This is a genomic window from Pseudohaliea sp. (assembly GCF_054552115.1).
In genome coordinates, this window is the sequence record NZ_JBTOLW010000011.1 from 53,047 (window position 1) to 70,048 (window position 17,002).

A 17,002-nucleotide genomic window follows, 5' to 3' on the forward strand; every position below is an offset into this window, starting at 1 on the left:
GCCCATGCTGCTAAGCTCCGCCGCATCTGTCCTGAGCGGGGCCGCCCTTACGGTGTCTGCCATCTTCCGTATCTTTCTCTGTGCCCTGCTGGTAAAGGCTGCCATCGCCGGGGCCCAGCCCGGGTTCCTGCCCGCCTCGCTTGCCGGCAGCGATGCCAGTGAGTTGCGGGGCCTGGAGCCGCTCGTCTGGTCCGACCCCTGGTCGGCCCGCGAGCGACTCATGGCGCTGCGTGATACGGACGCGCCGCCGGCCTACGAGGCGGCCCGTAACCTGCTGCTCGCCCAGTCCCTGATCTACCTGCACCGCAACGATGAACTCGCCGAAGCGGTTGCCGCCGGCAATGCCGCGCTCGATGACGACAGCCCGGCCAGGCTGCATCACTACCTGGCCGTGCTGGACGGGGTGAGCGCCGCGCGCCAGGGCGACCTCGATGGTGCCCTCGAGCGGCTGGCCACGGCCGCGGCCGAGGCCCGCGAGGCGGACCTCGGCGGCATTGCCGTGCTGGCCACCGCCGAACTCGGCTACGCCCATACGCACGCCGGCAACTACGAGCAGGCCGAATTGGTACTGCAGGAAGCCGCGGAGGAAGCGCTGTCGCGCGGTGACCCGTTCCTGGTGGCGGTCGTCGATGAAATCTATGGCGTACTCTACGCCTACCTCGACGAATACGACCGCGCCATCCGCTATTTCCGCCAGGCCCTGGCGGCCTACGAGGCGCTGTCTTACCCGGTGTATGTCGCGGAAGCCGTCTACGGCCTGGCCACTGCCCACCGTTATGGCGGTGACCCGGAGGCGGCGCTGGCGGCGTTCCGCCGCTACCGGGACATCATGACGGCCCACGGCGATGCCGGCGGGCGCTTCTCCGCGCTCTACGGCCTGGGCATGACCCACGCCGAGATGGGTAATTGCGAAGCGGCCCTGCCGGTGATCGCGGAGGCCCTGGGCGCCGGCGGTCCCGCGGACTACGACGCCGAACTGCTCAAGCGGGCCGCCGTCTGCCATGCGCGGCAGGGCGACGCCGCTGCGGCCATGGCCGCGCTCGATCGCGCGCAGGACATCATCGGCGGCATGCCGGAACTGACGGGAACCCGCTGGGACATCGGCCTCGACAAGGCGGAAGCAGACATGTACGCGGCGCTCGGTGTTTACGACAAGGCCTATCGCGCGCTGGACCGCTACCAGGCGCGGCAGTCGGCGCTGCAGCGGGAGAATGCCTCGGAGCGCCGCCTGTCACAGCGCGCCGCCCTGGAAAACGCGCGCCAGGCGCTGCAGATTGAGCTGCTGCAGGAGCAGGCCCGGGTCCGCTCCCTGGAGATCGAGCAACAGCAGCGGGAGCTGCGCAGCGAGCGCCTTGGCTTCATCCTGCTGGCGGCCGGGCTGGTCCTGGTCGTTGCCATTGTACTCTGGCGCCTTCGCGACCTGCGTCGTTACCGGGCTCTGTCCACCCGCGACAGCCTGACCGGCATCGCCAACCGGCGTCATAGCTTCGAGCGCCTGGAGAACCTGCTGGAGGGCCTGGCGCCTGGCCGCGGTAACCTGTCCGTCGTGCTCCTCGACGTGGACGACTTCAAGGCGATCAACGACCGCCACGGGCACCCGGTGGGTGACCGGGTCTTGCAGGCCCTGGCTGCTGCCCTGGCGGGGATGCTGCGCCCCGGGGACGAAGTCGCCCGCGTCGGCGGTGAGGAGTTTCTGCTGGTGCTGCCGCGCACGGACCGCGACGGCGCCGTGCAGGTCGCGGCGCGGCTGCGCGAGCTGCTGCGGGAGCTGCGGGTGCCCGCCGGCGGCGGGGCGCTGATCTCGGTGACAGCCAGTATCGGCGTGGCCACGGCGGGCCCGGGTCGCGACACCCCCGACGCCCTCTACGCCGCCGCGGACGAGGCCCTCTACCGGGCCAAGGCCAGTGGCAAGAATCGCTTCGAGCTCGCTGCCGCAGTCTGCTGAGCGGTCAGGCCAGGGCGCGGTAGAGCCGAGTCACCAGCTCCTCACCGGCCAGCATGGCCAGGACCACGGCAATGAAAGCGCCCGCGCCGTGCATGGGTCCGGCGAAGTGGATGGCATCGCCGAAGGCGAGGTCCAGGGCGCCCAGCATGACGAACTTGGAGCCGAAGAGAACCAGCCAGGCGCTGAAGAAGCGACCGAAGGTCCAGGCCGCTCCCATGCGCCCCCGGAACCAGCCTGCAACCCTGTGCTCGATGACCAGGGTCAGCTGCAGCAGCAGCTGGAGGAGCAATGCCACTGCGAGGGAGAGCGTGAAGCCGTCGATGGCGACCCGGTCCCAGTGTTCGGCGAAGAGGTTGAGGACCACCAGGTCCGCGAGGATCGCGATGAGGTAGCGTGCAAACAGGCGCTGCCGGGTGGTGGGCGTCTCGGCCGCGGCGGCGACCACATGGTGGTGGGGTTTCACACGCGAGCTCCGGCGGTGGCTGGACGTTCGTTATAGCATGTACCCGGCGCGTCGTCCGCGTTCTCCGCTACAATGGCGCCGTTCTGGCGAAAAGCGGCGAGGGGGCCTCCCGTAGCGTGCGCAAGACCCTGAAGTTCCTGCATACGGTCGGTGCCATTGGCTATGCCGGCGCGGCGGCGGCGCTCCTCGTGCTGCATTCGCAGCTCCCGGCGCCGGAGGACCTGGAGCGCTTCGCCACGCTGCGGATGGCCATGGGGGCTGTGGCCGAGCACATCCTCCTGCCTTCGATCGCCCTGGTGCTGGTCAGCGGCCTGCTCGCCATGGCTTTCAACCGCGCCTTCCATAACGCCGGCTGGGTGTGGCTGAAGCTCATCTTCGGGGTGTTGGTCTTCGAGGGGACGCTGGTGTCGGTGCAGGCCCCAATGCAGCGCGCGGCGCTGCAGGCCGAGGCGGCCCTCGCCGGTGACGTGCCGGCGGCGGAGCTGGCCGCGCCGCTGGGGCCCGAGTGGGGCTCGCTTTGGGTCGTCCTGCTGCTGGCGATTTTCAACGTGGTGCTCGGCGTCTGGCGCCCCCGGGGGCGGCGCGAGGCTGCGGCCAGGGCGGCGGACTGATGCGGCAGTTTCCCTTCCGGCAGGTGGATGTGTTCACCGCCGAGCCGCACCGGGGCAACCCGCTGGCCGTCGTGCACGAGGCCACCGGTCTCGACGATGACGCCATGGCAGCCTTCGCCCGCTGGACCAATCTCTCCGAAACCGTCTTCCTGCTGCCGCCCGGCGATCCCGCTGCCGACTACCGCCTGCGCATCTTCACGCCCGGCGGGGAGCTGCCCTTCGCCGGGCACCCCACGCTGGGCGCCTGCTACAGCTGGCTCGCCGCCGGTGGCCGGCCGCGGCAGGCGGGGTATGTGGTCCAGGAATGCGGAGCGGGGCTGGTGCGGGTGCGGGCGCAGGGCGACATGCTGGCGTTTGCCGCGCCGCCGCTCCTGCGCACGGGCCCGGTCGCGGACGATGAGCTGGCGCTGTTGCTGCCCGCGCTCGGCCTGGCCCCGGGCGCCGTGGAGGCGCACCAGTGGGTCGACAACGGCCCCGGCTGGTGCGCCCTGCTGCTGCGCTCGGTGGACGCGCTTCGTGCGCTGGCGCTGGACTGGGCCGCGCTCGGCGACTACCGCGTGGGGGTCGCGGCGCTGCTGCCGGTTGATGAGCCGGGCGATCTCGAGGTGCGCGCCTTCGTGCCGGGTGTCGGCGTACCCGAGGACCCGGTCACCGGCAGCCTCAACGCGGGTCTCGCCCAGTGGCTGATCGGCGAGGAGCGGCTACCGCCGGTCTACTGGGCGCGCCAGGGCAGGTTGCTCGGGCGTGACGGGTGGGTTGCGCTTGCCCGCGAGGACGACGCGCTCTGGGTCGGCGGGCAGGTGGTCGAGGTCGTGGCGGGCAGCGTGGCGTTCCCGCCCTGAGCTACTGCAGGTTCAGCCGCGCGCGCTGCTCGTAGGTTTTCACCAGGGTCCACAGCTGCTTGTCCTCGCAGCCCGCGTTTTCGGCGAGGGCATCGACCTCGGCGCGGCGCTCGGCGGCCCGCGCGGCGACCTTGGCCGCCGCGGCCTCCTCGTTGCTGTAGTCACCGCTTTCGAGGAGCTCGGCGATGGCGCGCCGTTCCATGACCGCGAGGTTGTGATCGAACTGCTTCCGGATGCCGGGCCCCGCTTCACCGCAGCGGAGCATGGCCTGCTCCGCGGCGGCGTACTGGGCGTGAATGTAGCCCGGCTCCATGAGATGCCGCTGCGTGTGCACGCCGTAGGCTTCGAAGGCGATATAGCCGATCACGAAGACCACGACGAGAAAAGTGCTCTTGTCCATGGGCCGAGGGCCTCCTTCCGAACCCGCTGCGCCCCAGTGTAGCGCGTTGCGCAGCGGGACGGCGCGCACCGTTCAGGCAGCGCCGCTGCGGGCGCCGCCATCTGCAGCTTCCGCGCCCCGGGCTGTGAGGAACCAGCGGTCGCTCTCCAGTTCTGCGGGCAGCGGCGGTTCGGCCGCAGCGGCGCGCCGGTGTGCCGCCGGGGCACCGGCTTCGAGCAGCTCCTCCGCTTCCGCGAGCAGTTGCGCATGGGGCACTGCCGCCGGCGCTTCGGCCGGCTCCGGCGCCCGGTGAAAGTCCACGGTCGCGAGGGAGCTCGGCAGTGCCGGCGTTCCGTCCCGGTGCCTCCAGAGCCCGGCGTGAAGGTCGAGGCGGTAGCTGGGCAGCAGACGCCAGCCATGGCGTGCAACGAGTCGCAGCGCGGCGAGCAGGTAATCGACCTCGGCCTCGTCGATAAAGTAGTTCACGTTCAGCCGCACCCAGCCCGGCCGCAGCGCGCCAAAGCCCCCGGCCACCTGGTTCTCGAGCGCCATCGAGCGGGCCTCGTCCAGGGCGAGCAGGGCGTGGCCATAGGGGCCGGCACAGGAGCAGCCGCCCCGGGCCTGGATACCGAAGAGGTCATTGAGCAGGGCGACCACGAAGCCGTAGTGCAGTTCCGACTCCCCGTGGTGAAAGCGCAGCGAAAAGATGGCGAGGCGCTCCGCCTCCGACCCGCCCAGCACCTCGATGTTCGGCTCCTCGGCCAGCGCGTCGAGGACCTGCCGCACCCGGCGGCGCTCGATGGCCTCGATAGTGTCGGTCCCGACCGCCTGCTGCAGCTGGAACACCAGGCCCGCGCGGATCGCCTCGACGATGGCGGGCGTGCCGCCTTCCTCGCGGCGCTCCGGGTCGTCGAGGTAGCGGTGCGCATGCGGGTTGACGAACGAGACGGTGCCGCCGCCGACGACCGCGGGGATGCTGTTGGTGAGGAGTTGCCGCTTCACCGCCAGCACCCCGGGGGTGCCTGGGCCGCCGATGAACTTGTGCGGTGAGAGAAAGACCGCGTCGATGGGCGCCCCGGGGGCATTCAGGTCGATGCGCACATAGGGCCCGGCCGCCGCATAATCCCAGAAGGCGAGGGCGCCGGCATCCTTGAGCTGCCGGGTGATGGCGGGTACGTCGCTGCGGATGCCCGTGACGTTGGACGCCGCGGAGAAACTGCCGATACGCAGGGGGCGGTCGCGGTAGCGCTCAAGCGCCTCGCCGAGGGCCTTGCGGTCTATGCCGCCGTCATCCGCCAGCGGGATGGGCACGACGTCGGCGATGGACTCGCGCCAGGGCAGCTCGTTCGAATGGTGCTCGTAGGGGCCGACGAAGACCACGGGCCGCTCGGCCTCGGGAATGCGGGCCGAAAGGTCGTAGCGCCGGTCGAGGTCGCGGGGCAGGCGCAGGCCGAGGATAGCGATGAGGCGGTTGATGGCCGCGGTCGCGCCGGCGCCGCAAAAAATGATCTTGTCGTCCTCGCCGCCGCCGAGCGCCCGGTGAATCGTGGCCCGGGCCTCCTCGCGCAGGGCCGTGGTCTGCGCGCCGGTGAAGGAGGTTTCGCTGTGCGTGTTGGCATACCAGGGCAGAACCTGCTCGCGCAGCGTGTCCTCGACGAGGTCCAGCGCCCGGCCGGACGCCGTGTAGTCGGCGTAGACGAGCGGGCGCTGGCCGAAGGGCGTGGCGATGGGGCGCCCGTGGCCGATGACGCCGGCGCGGATGCGCTCGATCAGTGCCTGGCTGTCGCTTTGCATGTTCACCTCCACAGGATTGCAGCTCCCAGTGTAGGGCCTGGGAAGGGAAACATTGTTCCTATTTGTTTTTTTAAGTGGTGTTAATGCGCTACATTTGTTGCGTATTGACTGGATAATTGAATCGTTCATTCACCCGCGGAGGGCCCATGGCGGCAGAACTCGACAAGCTGGACCGGCGCCTGCTCGATCTCCTGCAGCGCGACGCCACCCTCTCCCTGGCGGACCTCGCCGAGGCGGTGAGCCTGTCCCGCTCCGCCTGCTGGCGGCGCCTGCAGAAGCTCGAGGCCGCCGGCGTGATCCGCGGCCGGGTCACGCTCCTCGAGCCCGCCGCCGTGGGCCTGCCGCTCACGGTGTTCATTCTCATCCGCACCAACCAGCACAACGCCGCCTGGGCGCAGCGCTTCCAGGATGTGGTGAGCGGTGTGCCCGGGGTGCAGGAGGTCTACCGCATGGGCGGCGACGTAGACTATCTGGTCAAGGCCGTGGTCGCCGACATGCCGGACTACGACCGCCTGTACCAGCAGCTCATCGAGGCAGACCTGGCGGACGTGAGCGCCGGGTTCGTGATGGAGGAGCTCAAGCACAGCACGGTGCTGCCGCTGTAAGACCGGTTCCGGCGCCCGCCGCAATGGTGTAGCTTACGGCGCACCGCCGCTCCACCGCGCCACAGCAAGGAAACGCCATGGCTTTGCACCCGCACTTCCCGCACCTGTTCTCCCCCCTCGACCTCGGCTTCACGCAGCTCAAGAACCGCATCCTCATGGGTTCGATGCACACGGGCCTGGAGGAAATGGGTCCGCAAGGCTTCGAGCGTATGGCGGCCTACTACGCCGAGCGGGCCCGGGGCGGCGTGGGCATGATCATCACCGGCGGTACCGCCCCCAACCGCGCGAGCGAACTGGCGGCCACCCCCTACGGCCCCTTCGACAGCGAGGCGCACGTGCCCTGGCACCGGCAGGTGACAGACGCCGTGCACGGGGCCGACCCGGCCTGCCACATCTGCCTGCAGCTACTCCACGCGGGCCCGCTGGCAAGGAGTGAGGACCCGGTAGCACCCTCGGCGATCGCCTCGCCCATCAACCCGCGGGTGCCGCGGGAGATGACCGAGGACGACATTGAGCAGACCCTTGCCGATTTTGCCCGCTGTGCGCGCCTGGCGAAGGCCGCGGGCTACGATGGCGTGGAGATCATCGGCTCGGCCGGCTATCTGCTATCCACCTTCCTGCTCGAAAAGACCAACCAGCGCCGGGATCGCTGGGGCGGCAGCTACGAGAACCGCATGCGCTTCCCGCTCGCGGTGGTGCGCCGCGTACGCGAGGCCGTGGGCGATGACTTCATCGTCATCTACCGTATCGCCGCCATGGAGATGATGGAGGACGGCAGCAGCTGGGACGAGGTCGTCCGCCTCGGCAGGGCCGTGGAGGCCGCCGGCGCCACCATCATGAGCACCCACTTCGTCTGGCACCAGGCGCAGGTGCCCACGATCTCCACCCGTGTACCCCGGGCCGCCTTCGCCGGCGTGACCGGGAGGCTGCGCGAGGAGCTGTCGATCCCGCTGATCACCAGCAACCGCATCAACATGCCGGACGTGGCCGAGCGCGTGCTCGCCGACGGGCTGGCGGACATCACGTCCATGGGGCGGCCGATGCTGGCGGACCCGGAGTTTGCCCGCAAGGCCGACCAGGGCCGGGTGGACGAGATCAACACCTGCATCGCCTGCAACCAGGCCTGCCTGGACCACGCCTTCCGCGGCAAGATCGTGTCCTGCCTGGTCAACCCGCGTGCCTGCCACGAGACCGAGCTCAACTACACACCGGCGGCCACGCCGCGCCGTATTGCCGTGATCGGTGCCGGTCCCGCCGGTCTCGCCTGCGCGGTGACCGCTGCGCAGCGCGGCCATGCCGTGACCCTCTTTGAAGCGAGCGGCGAGATCGGCGGTCATTTCAACCTCGCCCTGCGTATTCCGGGGAAGGAGGAGTTCGCCGAGACGATCCGCTACTACCGGCGCATGATAGAGCTTCACGGGGTGGAGCTGCGGCTGAACACGGCGGTGGTGCCGGAGAGCCTGGGCAACGACTGGGACGAGGTCGTGGTCGCGACGGGTGTGCATGCGCGCACGCCCGCGATCCCGGGCATCGATCACCCGATGGTCATGGGCTACCGGGAGGCGATCATGGGGACGCGCGAGATCGGCCGCTCCGTCGCCATCATCGGCGCCGGCGGTATCGGCTTCGACGTGGCGGAACTGGTCTCCCATGCGGGCCCGTCGGCAGCGCTGGACATCGATGTCTTCGCCCGCGAGTGGGGGATCGACTTTGCGGGTCATCCCCGCGGCGGCGTGGCAGGCGTGCAGCCAGTGGTCGAACGCGCCGACCGCGAGGTGTTCCTCCTCCAGCGCAAGCCCACGAAGGTCGGCAAGGGCCTGGCGCCGACCACCGGCTGGACGCACAAGCTCGCCTTGCGCCGCCGCGGTGTGCACATGCTGGCCGGCTGCGAGTACCTCGGTATCGATGACAACGGCCTCACGATCCGCCGGGACGATGCCGTGCAGCTGCTGCCGGTGGAGTCGGTGATCGTCTGTGCGGGCCAGGAATCGACGCGCGACCTTTACGACGCGCTCGCCGCGGCTCGCGACGGGGTGCACCTGATCGGCGGTGCGGACCTCGCGGTGGAGATCGACGCGAAGCGCGCCATCGACCAGGGCTGCCGCCTGGCGGCGGGCTTCTAGGTCCTTGACGGACGAGGCGGGGCCGGCCCGCTCCGGACCGCGCGCCGGTCAGTCGCCGAAGAGCTTGCCGAAGACCTTGTCGACGGCTTTGTCGACGGCGTTGTCGCTTTCCTGATCGACCTTGTTGTCCACCTTCTGCTCGGTGCGGTCTGCCTGCCGGTCTGCCTGGCCGCCCAGCGCGTCCATCATGCCGGAGAAGATCCCGCCGGACTGTTCACCGTCCGCGCCGGCTTCCTCGCCCGAGGACTCGCCCATGGCGCCCATCATGGCACCCAGGCCCTGCATGTCCATGGGCTCGGCGGGCAGCTCGAAGCGCGCTGCCGCGATGCGGTCGCCGCTGAGCTCGGTGACGGTCATGTCGTCGCCGACGCGCAGGACGCCGAGGTTCATCTCCTCCAGTTCCTTCTGCAGGTCCTTGTTGTCTTCGGCGAGCTGCTTCTCGCCGAACGCGTCCATGGCGGCACGGCCCATGATGAACATGGCGTCGCGAAACTCGATGGCACGCGCGTCATCGGACATGACGACTTCCTGGGTTCGTTCCACGCCGTCCTCGTTGGTGGTGAGCAGGTAGACCTCGCCCTTGATCCCCGCGACGGTTTCCGAGCGGCCGGTCTCCTCGAGGGAGACGAACCCCGCCGTGGTTGCCGAAGGCGCGGCTTGTTGCACCATTCCCGAGAAACCCTTCATCATGCTGCTGGCGTCGATCACCATCGGCTCGCCGTCGTTGAAGTTGACGACGTAAAGGGTGTTGTCGCGGACGAGCATGTAGGATTCGTCCTCCATGCCACCCACGCGCAGCAGGTCGCCGCCGCGGTACTCGAAGGTCATCGTCGTGCCATCGCTGTTGGCGATGGTGGCCGTTCCCGCGGCCGCCGGCAGCGCGAAGGCGAGGGTGAGCAAGAGCGCGAGGATTGATCGGGACGCGGGCATGGGAGGCTCCTTGACGGGCGAAAATTCCAACGGGGTCAGTGTACCCCTTCACCAGTGCGGTTCAAGGCAGCCCGAGCGCCGTGTTTCTTGACCCTTCCCTCCTCACGACCAGCCTGCTTGCCGCAGCCTGGGTGCTCCTGGCCCTCGGCCTTCTCGCGGCGGTCCGCTATACCCCCTGGCGAATCCTGCGCCTTTCGCCGGAGCGGGTTCACCTCGTTGCCGGCGGCGCGGTGGCGTGCCTGCTGCTCTGGCTTCTCAATATCCGCATGATCGACGGCCTCGTGCTCCACCTGCTCGGTGTCACCACGCTCACGCTCGTCGTAGGCTGGAGCCTCGCCCTCCTTGCCGGCTCCGGCGCTCTCCTCGCCTTCATTCTTGCCGCCGACCTCCCCTGGGGCGGTTACCCGGTGGCCTGGCTGTTCACCGTTGCGCTGCCGGCGACCACCAGTTGGCTCCTCGCCCGCGCCCTGTACCGGCCACGGCTGCGCAACCCGTTCTTCTACATCCTCGGCGCCGGCTTCGCCGGCGGTGCCCTCGTGGTGCTGGTGGATGCCGCCCTCGCGCTGGCTCTGTTCAGTGCCCTCGGCCTGGCCCGCTGGGTGGAAGGAGCGCTCGCGTTCTGGCCGCTCCTCTTCCTGGTCATGTTTTCCGAGGGTTTCATCAACGGCATGTGTATCGCTGCCCTGGCCGTCTTCCACCCCGATGCGGTGAAGACCTTCGACGACCGCTTTTACCTCGACGACGCATAGGGTAGGGTGCGTCGGCGCCGAAGGCGCCTGCCCCAGTCCTGGAGAATCCCGTGGCCGACCTCGCCGCCTGGCAGTATGCCGCCATTGCCGTGCTTTTCGTGTGGAGCGGCTTCGTGCGCTCCGGCCTCGGTTTCGGGGGTGCGGTCCTCACGCTGCCTTTCTTGCTCATGGTGCATAACGCGCCGCTGGTATTCCTGCCGCTGATTGCCGTACACCTGCTCTTCTTCTCCTCGCTGACCATTGCCCTGGCCCATTGGCGCTCCCGCCAGGGCGGGGAACGCCCTGCGGCCGGCGGCGGTACCGTGAACCGGGCGTTTCTGCGCTACGCGCTGCCGCTCATGTTCATCCCCAAGCTCATCGGTGTGGCCGGGGTGATCACCCTGCCGACGGATATCGTCAGTGGGTTCATCTTCGTACTCGTGTCGGTCTACGCGGTGAGCTACATCCTCGATCGGCCCTTCCAGACCCGCAGCGGCCGCCTGGACCCGGTGCTGCTGGTCATTGGTGGCTACGTGAGCGGCACCTCGCTTATCGCGGCGCCCCTGGTGGTGCCCGTGGCCGCCAGCCGCATGCCCAGGGAGCAGGTACGCGACACCCTGTTCGTGCTCTGGTTCGTGCTGGTGGCGGTCAAGCTGCTTGCCTTCGTGATCGGTGGCGTCGACCTGCAGTGGCGGCACCACCTGTGGCTGCTGCCCTGTGCGGCCGTGGGTCACCTCCTCGGGCTGCGCTTCCATGCCTACACGCTGCGCGCGGAAACGAAGATCTTCTTCCGCGTGCTCGGGGCGGGCCTGCTGGCCGTGAGCCTGGCCGGCCTGCTCCGTCTCGCCATTGCTTGAACCGGGCGCGTGCCTGTGGTCTCTTAGGCACTGCGGCGCGCTTGCTGCGCGCCCCGGAGTGCGAGGTGACTGCCCCCATGAAGATTCCCTGCAAAGCGCGCCTCCCCGTGCTGGCCGCTGCCTGTCTCGCGTCCCTGGCGACGGCCCAGGACAAGGCGATGCTCGAGAGCGACTGGCTCGACCTGGTCAAGGGTCATCGCGGTGAGAAGATGGGCCTCGAGGTACACGATTCCCGCATCGACCCGGAAACCGGAAAGCGCCACCTCGTGATCGCCGTTCCCAAGGTCAGCGTGGGCGAGGCGAACGTCATGGAAGAGGTCCTCGTGGTGGGCCGGCGCCCGGAGCGACCGGACCTCCTGCCGGACCTGGAGTTCGAGTGGGTCGAGGATTATGACAACGACTTCTACGGCCTCCTGGTGCGCTTCACGGAGGACCAGAAGACACCTCTGCGGCTCTATTTTTCGTCCGAGGCGGGCTTCCTGCAGCCCTGAGATCCCTTGACTTGCCGCGGCCGTCTCCCTATAGTTGCGGCCCTTCGCGCCCGTAGCTCAGCTGGATAGAGTACCTGGCTACGAACCAGGCGGTCGGAGGTTCGAATCCTCCCGGGCGCGCCACTCCATTTTTCGCGGCCTACCCCATTAACGGGGGATGACCGGTTCTCACTAAACCCGGTTTATTAGGCCATCCCACCTGCTTTCGGGTCCCTTCGTGCCGGATGGGGCCGTCAAACTTTTGCCTTGGATTCCCGCCCGGGCAACCAGTCTCCCGGTTCAGGCGCTCATCTCATCGTCCTTCACCGTGTCGACGCCGATGACCAGGATGTCCCCGGCCTCGAAGGAGTGCGGTGGTATGACCAGGTTGGTCGATGCGGGCACGCCACTGTAGACCCGTCCGGCGAGGTCGAATTTCGAACCGTGGCAGGGGCAGAAGAAACCGCCGTGCCAGCGCTCACCACCCAGGTCGGCAGCGCCAACCTCCGGTCGGAACTTGGGCGCGCAGCCGAGGTGTGTGCACAACCCCTCGACGATCAGGAACTCCGGCCGCAGGGAGCGGGCATTGCCCGAGATGTAGGCGGGTTGCTTCGACATGGCCGACGCCGGGTCCTTCAACAGTGGATCGACCTTCGGCAGTTCATCGAGCATGGCCCGGGTGCGGTGGACCACGTAGACAGGCTTGCCGCGCCACTCGATGACGACCATGGCGCCGGGCTCCAGCCGGCTCAGGTCGGCCTTGACCGGGGCGCCGGCGGCCTTTGCCTTGGCGGATGGGCTCCAGTAGCCGATGAAGGGGGCGGCGACACCGGCCGCGCCGACGCCAGCCACGGCGCTCGTTGCGAGGGTCAGGAAGCGACGGCGCCCCGGATCCGGTGCCTGGCGGCCAGTCGTGTCTCCGCTTGCCTTAGTGGACATGGTGTCTACCTCCCTGGCGATGACGCCAGTTGCTTGTAACAGCTCAGCCGGTGGTCCGGCGCTCGGTGCAATGACTGCGTCGCAGTGCCTCCCACCGTGCTCTCACTGGACCCTTGGGGCCTTTAAGTGTTAAATTAAATAATAGTTTTATGGCCGGGGCGATGCAAGTAGCGGTGGTTTCCGCGGATGCTGGTTCGCTTCGCCCATTTGTTCCGCTGTCTGAAAACAGGAAACCTTTAATGACCCAACGCTTGATCGTGATCGGCGGTGTCGCCGCCGGGGCCTCCGCCGCAGCCAAGGCGCGACGCGCCAACGAGTGCATCGAGATCGTGCTCTTCGAGGCCGGGCCCTACCCGAGCTTTGCCAACTGCGGCCTGCCCTACTACGTGGGTGGGGAGATCCCCAACCGCGATGCTCTGTTCGTCGTCGACCCCGCGCTCTTCGACAGCCGCCTCCGGGTCGACCTTCGGCTGCAACACCGCGTCACGGCCATCGATCGCGATGCCAGGCAGGTCAGCTATGTCGATGCTGAGGGCCGGGAAAACACCCTGGCCTACGACCGGCTGGTGCTGGCTACCGGCACGGAGCCCCTGGTCCCGCCCGTGCCCGGCATCGAGGCTGCGAATATCTTCACCTGTCGCACCGTCCCCGATGTGGACGCCATCACGGCGAGGCTCGCGAGCATCGGTCACGACAACGAGGACAGGGCCGAGGTGCTGGTGATCGGCGGCGGTTTTATCGGCCTGGAGTGCGCCGAGCAGCTCCTCGATCGCGGCTGCCGCGTAACCCTCGTCGAAATGGCGCCGCAGGTGATGGGCCCGCTCGATCCGGAGATGGCGTGGCCGCTGGAAGAAGCGCTGGTCGCGGCCGGGGGCGAGGTGATCACCGGGGATGCGGTCGCGACCATCGACCACGGCGAGTCGCGCAGCGTGGCGACCCTGGGCAGCGGCCGGGAGATCGCCTTCGACTTTGCGGTGCTCGGCACGGGCGTGAAGCCCAATGTCGCCCTGGCGCGCGCCGCCGGGCTGGAGCTCGGCGTTACGGGAGCGATCAAGGTCGATTGTCAGCAGCGCACCTCGGACCCGGCGATCTTCGCCGCCGGCGACAATGCCGAGGCGGAATTTCTGCCCACGGGCACACCGGTCAACATTCCCCTGGCCTGGCCGGCGAACAAGCAGGGGCGCGTCGCCGGATGTAACGCGGCGATGGATCTCGCCGGCGCGGCGGCAGACGACCCGCTGCGACTGCGCAGCAGCGCGATCACCGGCACCAGCATCGTTCGCGTGTGCGGCATGAATGCCGGCGGCACGGGGCTCACGGAAAAGGTTGCCGCCCGCCTCGAGCGCGAGGTGGCGGTGGTCTACCTGGGTGGGCCGAATCACGCCAGCTACTACCCGGGCTCGAGGCCGATGATGATCAAGCTCGTTTATGAGCCCGCCAGTGGGCGGGTGCTGGGCGCCCAGGCCTACGGCGAGAGCGTGGACAAGCGGCTGGATGTCTTCAGCACGGCGATCCGCGGTGGACTGACCGTCGAGGAGCTGGAGGACCTGGACCTGAGCTACGCGCCGCCCTTCGGCAGCGCCAAGGATGCTGCGGTGCTCGCCGGCTTCGCTGCAGCCAACGCCCGGCGGGGCACCGCCCCGGGCATTGCACCCCTCGACTTTCTCGAGGGCCGGGGGCTGGCGGAAGACACGGTGCTGGTCGATGTGCGTTCCGCCCGCGAGGCCGAAGTCGAGCCGTTCGAGGACGCCTTGAACCTGCCCCTCGACGAGCTGCGCGAGCGGCTGGACGAGGTGCCGCAAGGACGGCCTCTGGTGGTCGCCTGCGCAAGCGGCCAGCGCAGCTATGCGGCACAGCAGATCCTGCGTCACCACGGCTGGGGCGACGTCCGCAATCTTTACGGTGGTTATCGCCTGCTCAGCCGGGTACGAGCGATGCAGCGGCGCTAGCCGCCAGCCGGGAGAGGCGGGGCGTGGCCCTGCCCCTGCCTCCACCCGGCGCAGGTCCGGCCGTTGCGCCAGGCGGTCGAGGTCGGCGGCCCTGTGTCGCTCGAGCACCTGTTCCTCTTCCGGCCCCCAGGCGCGATGGAACCTCTTGGGTTCTACCCGGGTTTCGGGGGATGGACCGGAGTCCACGTAGCGCGACTGATAATGCCAGCGGAACGCCGAACCGCCCACGCACAGCGGGTTGAGACGCTCAGTCGGTAGTTCCCGCAGTGCCTGGAGTCACAGGCTCGCCTTGCGGCAGCTCGACCCAGAAGGTACTGCCTTCGCCCGGCACGCTCTCCAGGCCGATTTCACCGCCCATCGCTTCCACCAGGTGCTTGCACAGGGCCAGCCCGATGCCGGTGCCTTCAATGCCGTTGTAGGCACCGCCCAGGCGTTCGAAAGGCCGGAAAAGTGCCGGCTGTACTGCCGGATCGATCCCCGGGCCGGTATCGCTGACCGAAATACGCAGCCTGCCTTCCGCCGTCGTTTCCACAGCGAGCTCAACTTTCCCGTGTTCCCGGTTGTACTTCACTGCGTTGGAGAGCAGGTTCAAAACTACCTGCCTGAGGCGCGAATAGTCGGCTATCGCCCAGGCCTCGATGCCCTCAGCCAGTGACAGGGTGAGATGACGCTCGTCGGCCAGCGGCCGAAGCTGGCTGACGCATTGCTCCAGCACGGGCGCCAGGTCGACCGGCTCCAGGCTGACCTCGATGCGACCGCTTTCGATACGGCTAAGATCCAGTATCTCGTTGACCAGGCCCAGCAGATGCCGGCCGGCCTGCATGATCTCATCGATGCTTTCCCGCTGCGCAGCGCTGGGAGGATTGGCGCTGTCCGATTGCAGCAGCTGGCCGAAACCGAGGATGGCATTCAGCGGCGTGCGCAACTCATGGCTCATCCTGGAAAGGAATTCGGTCTTGGCCTGGTTGGCGTGATCCGCCTCCTGGCGCGCTGAAACCAGGGCCTGTTCGAATTCAGCGCGCTCGGTCACGTCCTGTACCGTGCCGGACAGCCGGAATGGTGTGCCGGCCTCGTCCAGGCGCATCTCTGCCCGCTCGTGAACATGGCGGATGCTGCCATCGGGCCGCACGATGCGGTGAATGACATCGAGACGGCCGGTTTGTACGGCCTTTTCTTCGCTTTCACGCACCCGCTCGCGATCATCCGGGTGCACCGCGTCGTGAAAGGCTGCCACGCTGGGAGTGATGCTGCCGGGTTCATAACCGAAGATGCGATAGATCTCGTCAGACCAGGTCAGCTCGCCGCTCACCAGGTCGGCGCTCCAGTTGCCGACCTCGGCCATTCGCTGCGCGTCGAGCAATTGCCGTTCCCGCTTTGCCAGGGCCAGTTCGGCCTGCTTGCGAGCCTCGATCGCGCGGATCACGTAGAGCACCGAGAGCAGCAGACCGCCGGCGGCGATGACGAAGGTGCCAATATGGCTGGCCCACAGTGCCGCCGTGTTCGGCGTGCTATCGAACGGTGGTGAAAACGTCAGCGAGCCGGTGACGGCGCTGAACCCTATGCCCGTCAACGCGGCAGTGGCCACGAAAAACAGGATAAACCCGACTCTTGCGCCGAGGAGCAGGGCGGCAAGCAGAGCGGCGGCCCCCATCCACATCCGCCCCCCGCCCATCAGCCCGGCCGTATAACTCGTCCAGAGGCCAAACAGCGTGAACAGCACCACGAACAGATACGCACGCGAGGCATGCGAAAGCAGGGGCCGGCACAGGAACAGGATGGGTAATACGCTCCAGGTCAGCACAGGCACGAGCCAGTCATCCCGGTACCGCACTTCGTTGATGAGGATCGGCAGGGCGATGACGGCCATCGACAGCAGCAGCATCTGCAGGAGCGACACGCGCCAGTCTTCGTGCTTGAGTGCAAGCCGTGCTGAGAGGAACGGGTTATTCACGAGGCGGGCTTCCTGGAGCAGCCATTGTTATGTGTCGGTCCTCATCCCGCGAAGCTTTAGCCGGGATGCGCACAGGGTGACCGTATCCCTGCGAACGACGCCCGCTGACTGCGGGCCCCTGAATCTATCAGCCTGCCTGCCCGGTGACCAGCGCCGGTCAGAAATGGCGCAGGGAAACGCGACGGCCAGGAGAGTCGTTTCGCGGCAAAGACAAGCAATAGGCGTGGGCGAGGGGAGGAACTCTCCATCGGGACAGGCATCGGCTGCCGTCCGGTTGATTCGGAGAGCGGCGAGGTGGCCCGCTTTGACGATGGTGAAGGGCCCATCATCTAGGAGCCGCTGCCACCGAGCACGACCTCGACCGGCCGCAGCAGATGCTGCGGAGTTCACTGACACGGGAGCGAGTTTCGGAACGC

Annotated in this window: 15 protein-coding genes and 1 tRNA gene; 10 read left to right on the plus strand and 6 right to left on the minus strand. The window is 68.2% G+C overall.

The features are described from left to right. The first annotated feature begins 52 nt into the window (after window positions 1-52). Window positions 53-1,945, plus strand: coding sequence for a tetratricopeptide repeat-containing diguanylate cyclase (locus ACX93N_RS07515; RefSeq protein ID WP_459427785.1), 1,893 nt, complete (start codon window positions 53-55; stop codon window positions 1,943-1,945). Between the two features lie 4 nt (window positions 1,946-1,949). Here ACX93N_RS07515 and ACX93N_RS07520 read toward each other — a convergent pair whose 3' ends face one another. Next, on the minus strand, window positions 1,950-2,408 hold the full coding sequence (locus ACX93N_RS07520) for a hypothetical protein (protein WP_459427786.1): 459 nt from the start codon (window positions 2,406-2,408) through the stop codon (window positions 1,950-1,952). Between the two features lie 116 nt (window positions 2,409-2,524). Here ACX93N_RS07520 and ACX93N_RS07525 point away from each other — a divergent pair, with 116 nt between their 5' ends. Further along, complete coding sequence (locus ACX93N_RS07525; RefSeq protein ID WP_459427787.1) at window positions 2,525-3,019, plus strand: hypothetical protein; 495 nt, start codon at window positions 2,525-2,527, stop codon at window positions 3,017-3,019. Then, on the plus strand, window positions 3,019-3,861 hold the full coding sequence (locus tag ACX93N_RS07530) for a PhzF family phenazine biosynthesis protein (protein WP_459427788.1): 843 nt from the start codon (window positions 3,019-3,021) through the stop codon (window positions 3,859-3,861). Before ACX93N_RS07525 ends, ACX93N_RS07530 begins: the two co-directional genes overlap by 1 nt. A gap of 1 nt (window position 3,862) precedes the next feature. Here the strand turns inward: ACX93N_RS07530 and ACX93N_RS07535 are convergent, their stop codons facing one another. Further along, a complete protein-coding gene (locus tag ACX93N_RS07535) occupies window positions 3,863-4,261 on the minus strand; it encodes a hypothetical protein (protein ID WP_459427789.1) in 399 nt (132 codons plus the stop codon). 72 nt (window positions 4,262-4,333) lie between these two features. Further along, window positions 4,334-6,034: an aminotransferase class V-fold PLP-dependent enzyme gene (locus tag ACX93N_RS07540; RefSeq protein WP_459427790.1), complete on the minus strand. Its 1,701-nt coding sequence runs from the start codon at window positions 6,032-6,034 to the stop codon at window positions 4,334-4,336. A gap of 146 nt (window positions 6,035-6,180) precedes the next feature. On the opposite strand from ACX93N_RS07540, the gene ACX93N_RS07545 reads away from it, so the two are divergent. Both ACX93N_RS07545 and ACX93N_RS07550 read left to right on the plus strand, forming a co-directional pair. Then, complete coding sequence (locus ACX93N_RS07545) at window positions 6,181-6,639, plus strand: Lrp/AsnC family transcriptional regulator (RefSeq protein WP_459427791.1); 459 nt, start codon at window positions 6,181-6,183, stop codon at window positions 6,637-6,639. Between the two features lie 77 nt (window positions 6,640-6,716). Further along, window positions 6,717-8,762 (plus strand): oxidoreductase, encoded by a 2,046-nt coding sequence (locus ACX93N_RS07550; protein ID WP_459427792.1) that lies wholly within the window; start codon window positions 6,717-6,719, stop codon window positions 8,760-8,762. A gap of 48 nt (window positions 8,763-8,810) precedes the next feature. Here ACX93N_RS07550 and ACX93N_RS07555 read toward each other — a convergent pair whose 3' ends face one another. Then, window positions 8,811-9,692, minus strand: a complete 882-nt coding sequence (locus ACX93N_RS07555) for a hypothetical protein (protein WP_459427793.1) — start codon at window positions 9,690-9,692, stop codon at window positions 8,811-8,813. 80 nt (window positions 9,693-9,772) lie between these two features. On the opposite strand from ACX93N_RS07555, the gene ACX93N_RS07560 reads away from it, so the two are divergent. From ACX93N_RS07560 to ACX93N_RS07575, 4 genes are all read left to right on the plus strand, one after another. Continuing rightward, the gene (locus ACX93N_RS07560; protein WP_459427794.1) at window positions 9,773-10,441 is read left to right on the plus strand and encodes an energy-coupling factor ABC transporter permease; all 669 of its coding nucleotides are present in this window, start codon (window positions 9,773-9,775) and stop codon (window positions 10,439-10,441) included. Window positions 10,442-10,491: 50 nt separating this feature from the next. Next, window positions 10,492-11,277: a TSUP family transporter gene (locus ACX93N_RS07565; RefSeq protein WP_459427795.1), complete on the plus strand. Its 786-nt coding sequence runs from the start codon at window positions 10,492-10,494 to the stop codon at window positions 11,275-11,277. Between the two features lie 77 nt (window positions 11,278-11,354). Further along, window positions 11,355-11,768, plus strand: a complete 414-nt coding sequence (locus ACX93N_RS07570; RefSeq protein ID WP_459427796.1) for a hypothetical protein — start codon at window positions 11,355-11,357, stop codon at window positions 11,766-11,768. 46 nt (window positions 11,769-11,814) lie between these two features. After that, window positions 11,815-11,891, plus strand: a tRNA-Arg gene (locus ACX93N_RS07575). Window positions 11,892-12,047: 156 nt separating this feature from the next. On the opposite strand, the gene petA is transcribed toward ACX93N_RS07575, so the two are convergent. After that, the gene (gene petA / locus ACX93N_RS07580) at window positions 12,048-12,686 is read right to left on the minus strand and encodes a ubiquinol-cytochrome c reductase iron-sulfur subunit (protein ID WP_459427797.1); all 639 of its coding nucleotides are present in this window, start codon (window positions 12,684-12,686) and stop codon (window positions 12,048-12,050) included. Window positions 12,687-12,925: 239 nt separating this feature from the next. Between petA and ACX93N_RS07585 the strand changes: the two genes are divergently transcribed. Beyond that, window positions 12,926-14,635, plus strand: coding sequence for an FAD-dependent oxidoreductase (locus ACX93N_RS07585; RefSeq protein WP_459427798.1), 1,710 nt, complete (start codon window positions 12,926-12,928; stop codon window positions 14,633-14,635). 247 nt (window positions 14,636-14,882) lie between these two features. Here ACX93N_RS07585 and ACX93N_RS07590 read toward each other — a convergent pair whose 3' ends face one another. Next, the gene (locus ACX93N_RS07590) at window positions 14,883-16,586 is read right to left on the minus strand and encodes a PAS domain-containing sensor histidine kinase (protein ID WP_459427799.1); all 1,704 of its coding nucleotides are present in this window, start codon (window positions 16,584-16,586) and stop codon (window positions 14,883-14,885) included. Window positions 16,587-17,002 lie beyond the last annotated feature (416 nt).

Bases quoted from the DNA above. Each gene is read 5' to 3' on its own strand.
- ACX93N_RS07550 (WP_459427792.1), top strand. From the start codon at position 6,717: ATGGCTTTGCACCCGCACTTCCCGCACCTGTTCTCCCCCCTCGACCTC.
- ACX93N_RS07540 (WP_459427790.1), bottom strand. From the start codon at position 6,034: ATGCAAAGCGACAGCCAGGCACTGATCGAGCGCATCCGCGCCGGCGTC.
- petA (WP_459427797.1), bottom strand. From the start codon at position 12,686: ATGTCCACTAAGGCAAGCGGAGACACGACTGGCCGCCAGGCACCGGAT.
- ACX93N_RS07530 (WP_459427788.1), top strand. From the start codon at position 3,019: ATGCGGCAGTTTCCCTTCCGGCAGGTGGATGTGTTCACCGCCGAGCCG.
- ACX93N_RS07570 (WP_459427796.1), top strand. From the start codon at position 11,355: ATGAAGATTCCCTGCAAAGCGCGCCTCCCCGTGCTGGCCGCTGCCTGT.
- ACX93N_RS07545 (WP_459427791.1), top strand. From the start codon at position 6,181: ATGGCGGCAGAACTCGACAAGCTGGACCGGCGCCTGCTCGATCTCCTG.
- ACX93N_RS07585 (WP_459427798.1), top strand. From the start codon at position 12,926: ATGACCCAACGCTTGATCGTGATCGGCGGTGTCGCCGCCGGGGCCTCC.
- ACX93N_RS07555 (WP_459427793.1), bottom strand. From the start codon at position 9,692: ATGCCCGCGTCCCGATCAATCCTCGCGCTCTTGCTCACCCTCGCCTTC.
- ACX93N_RS07535 (WP_459427789.1), bottom strand. From the start codon at position 4,261: ATGGACAAGAGCACTTTTCTCGTCGTGGTCTTCGTGATCGGCTATATC.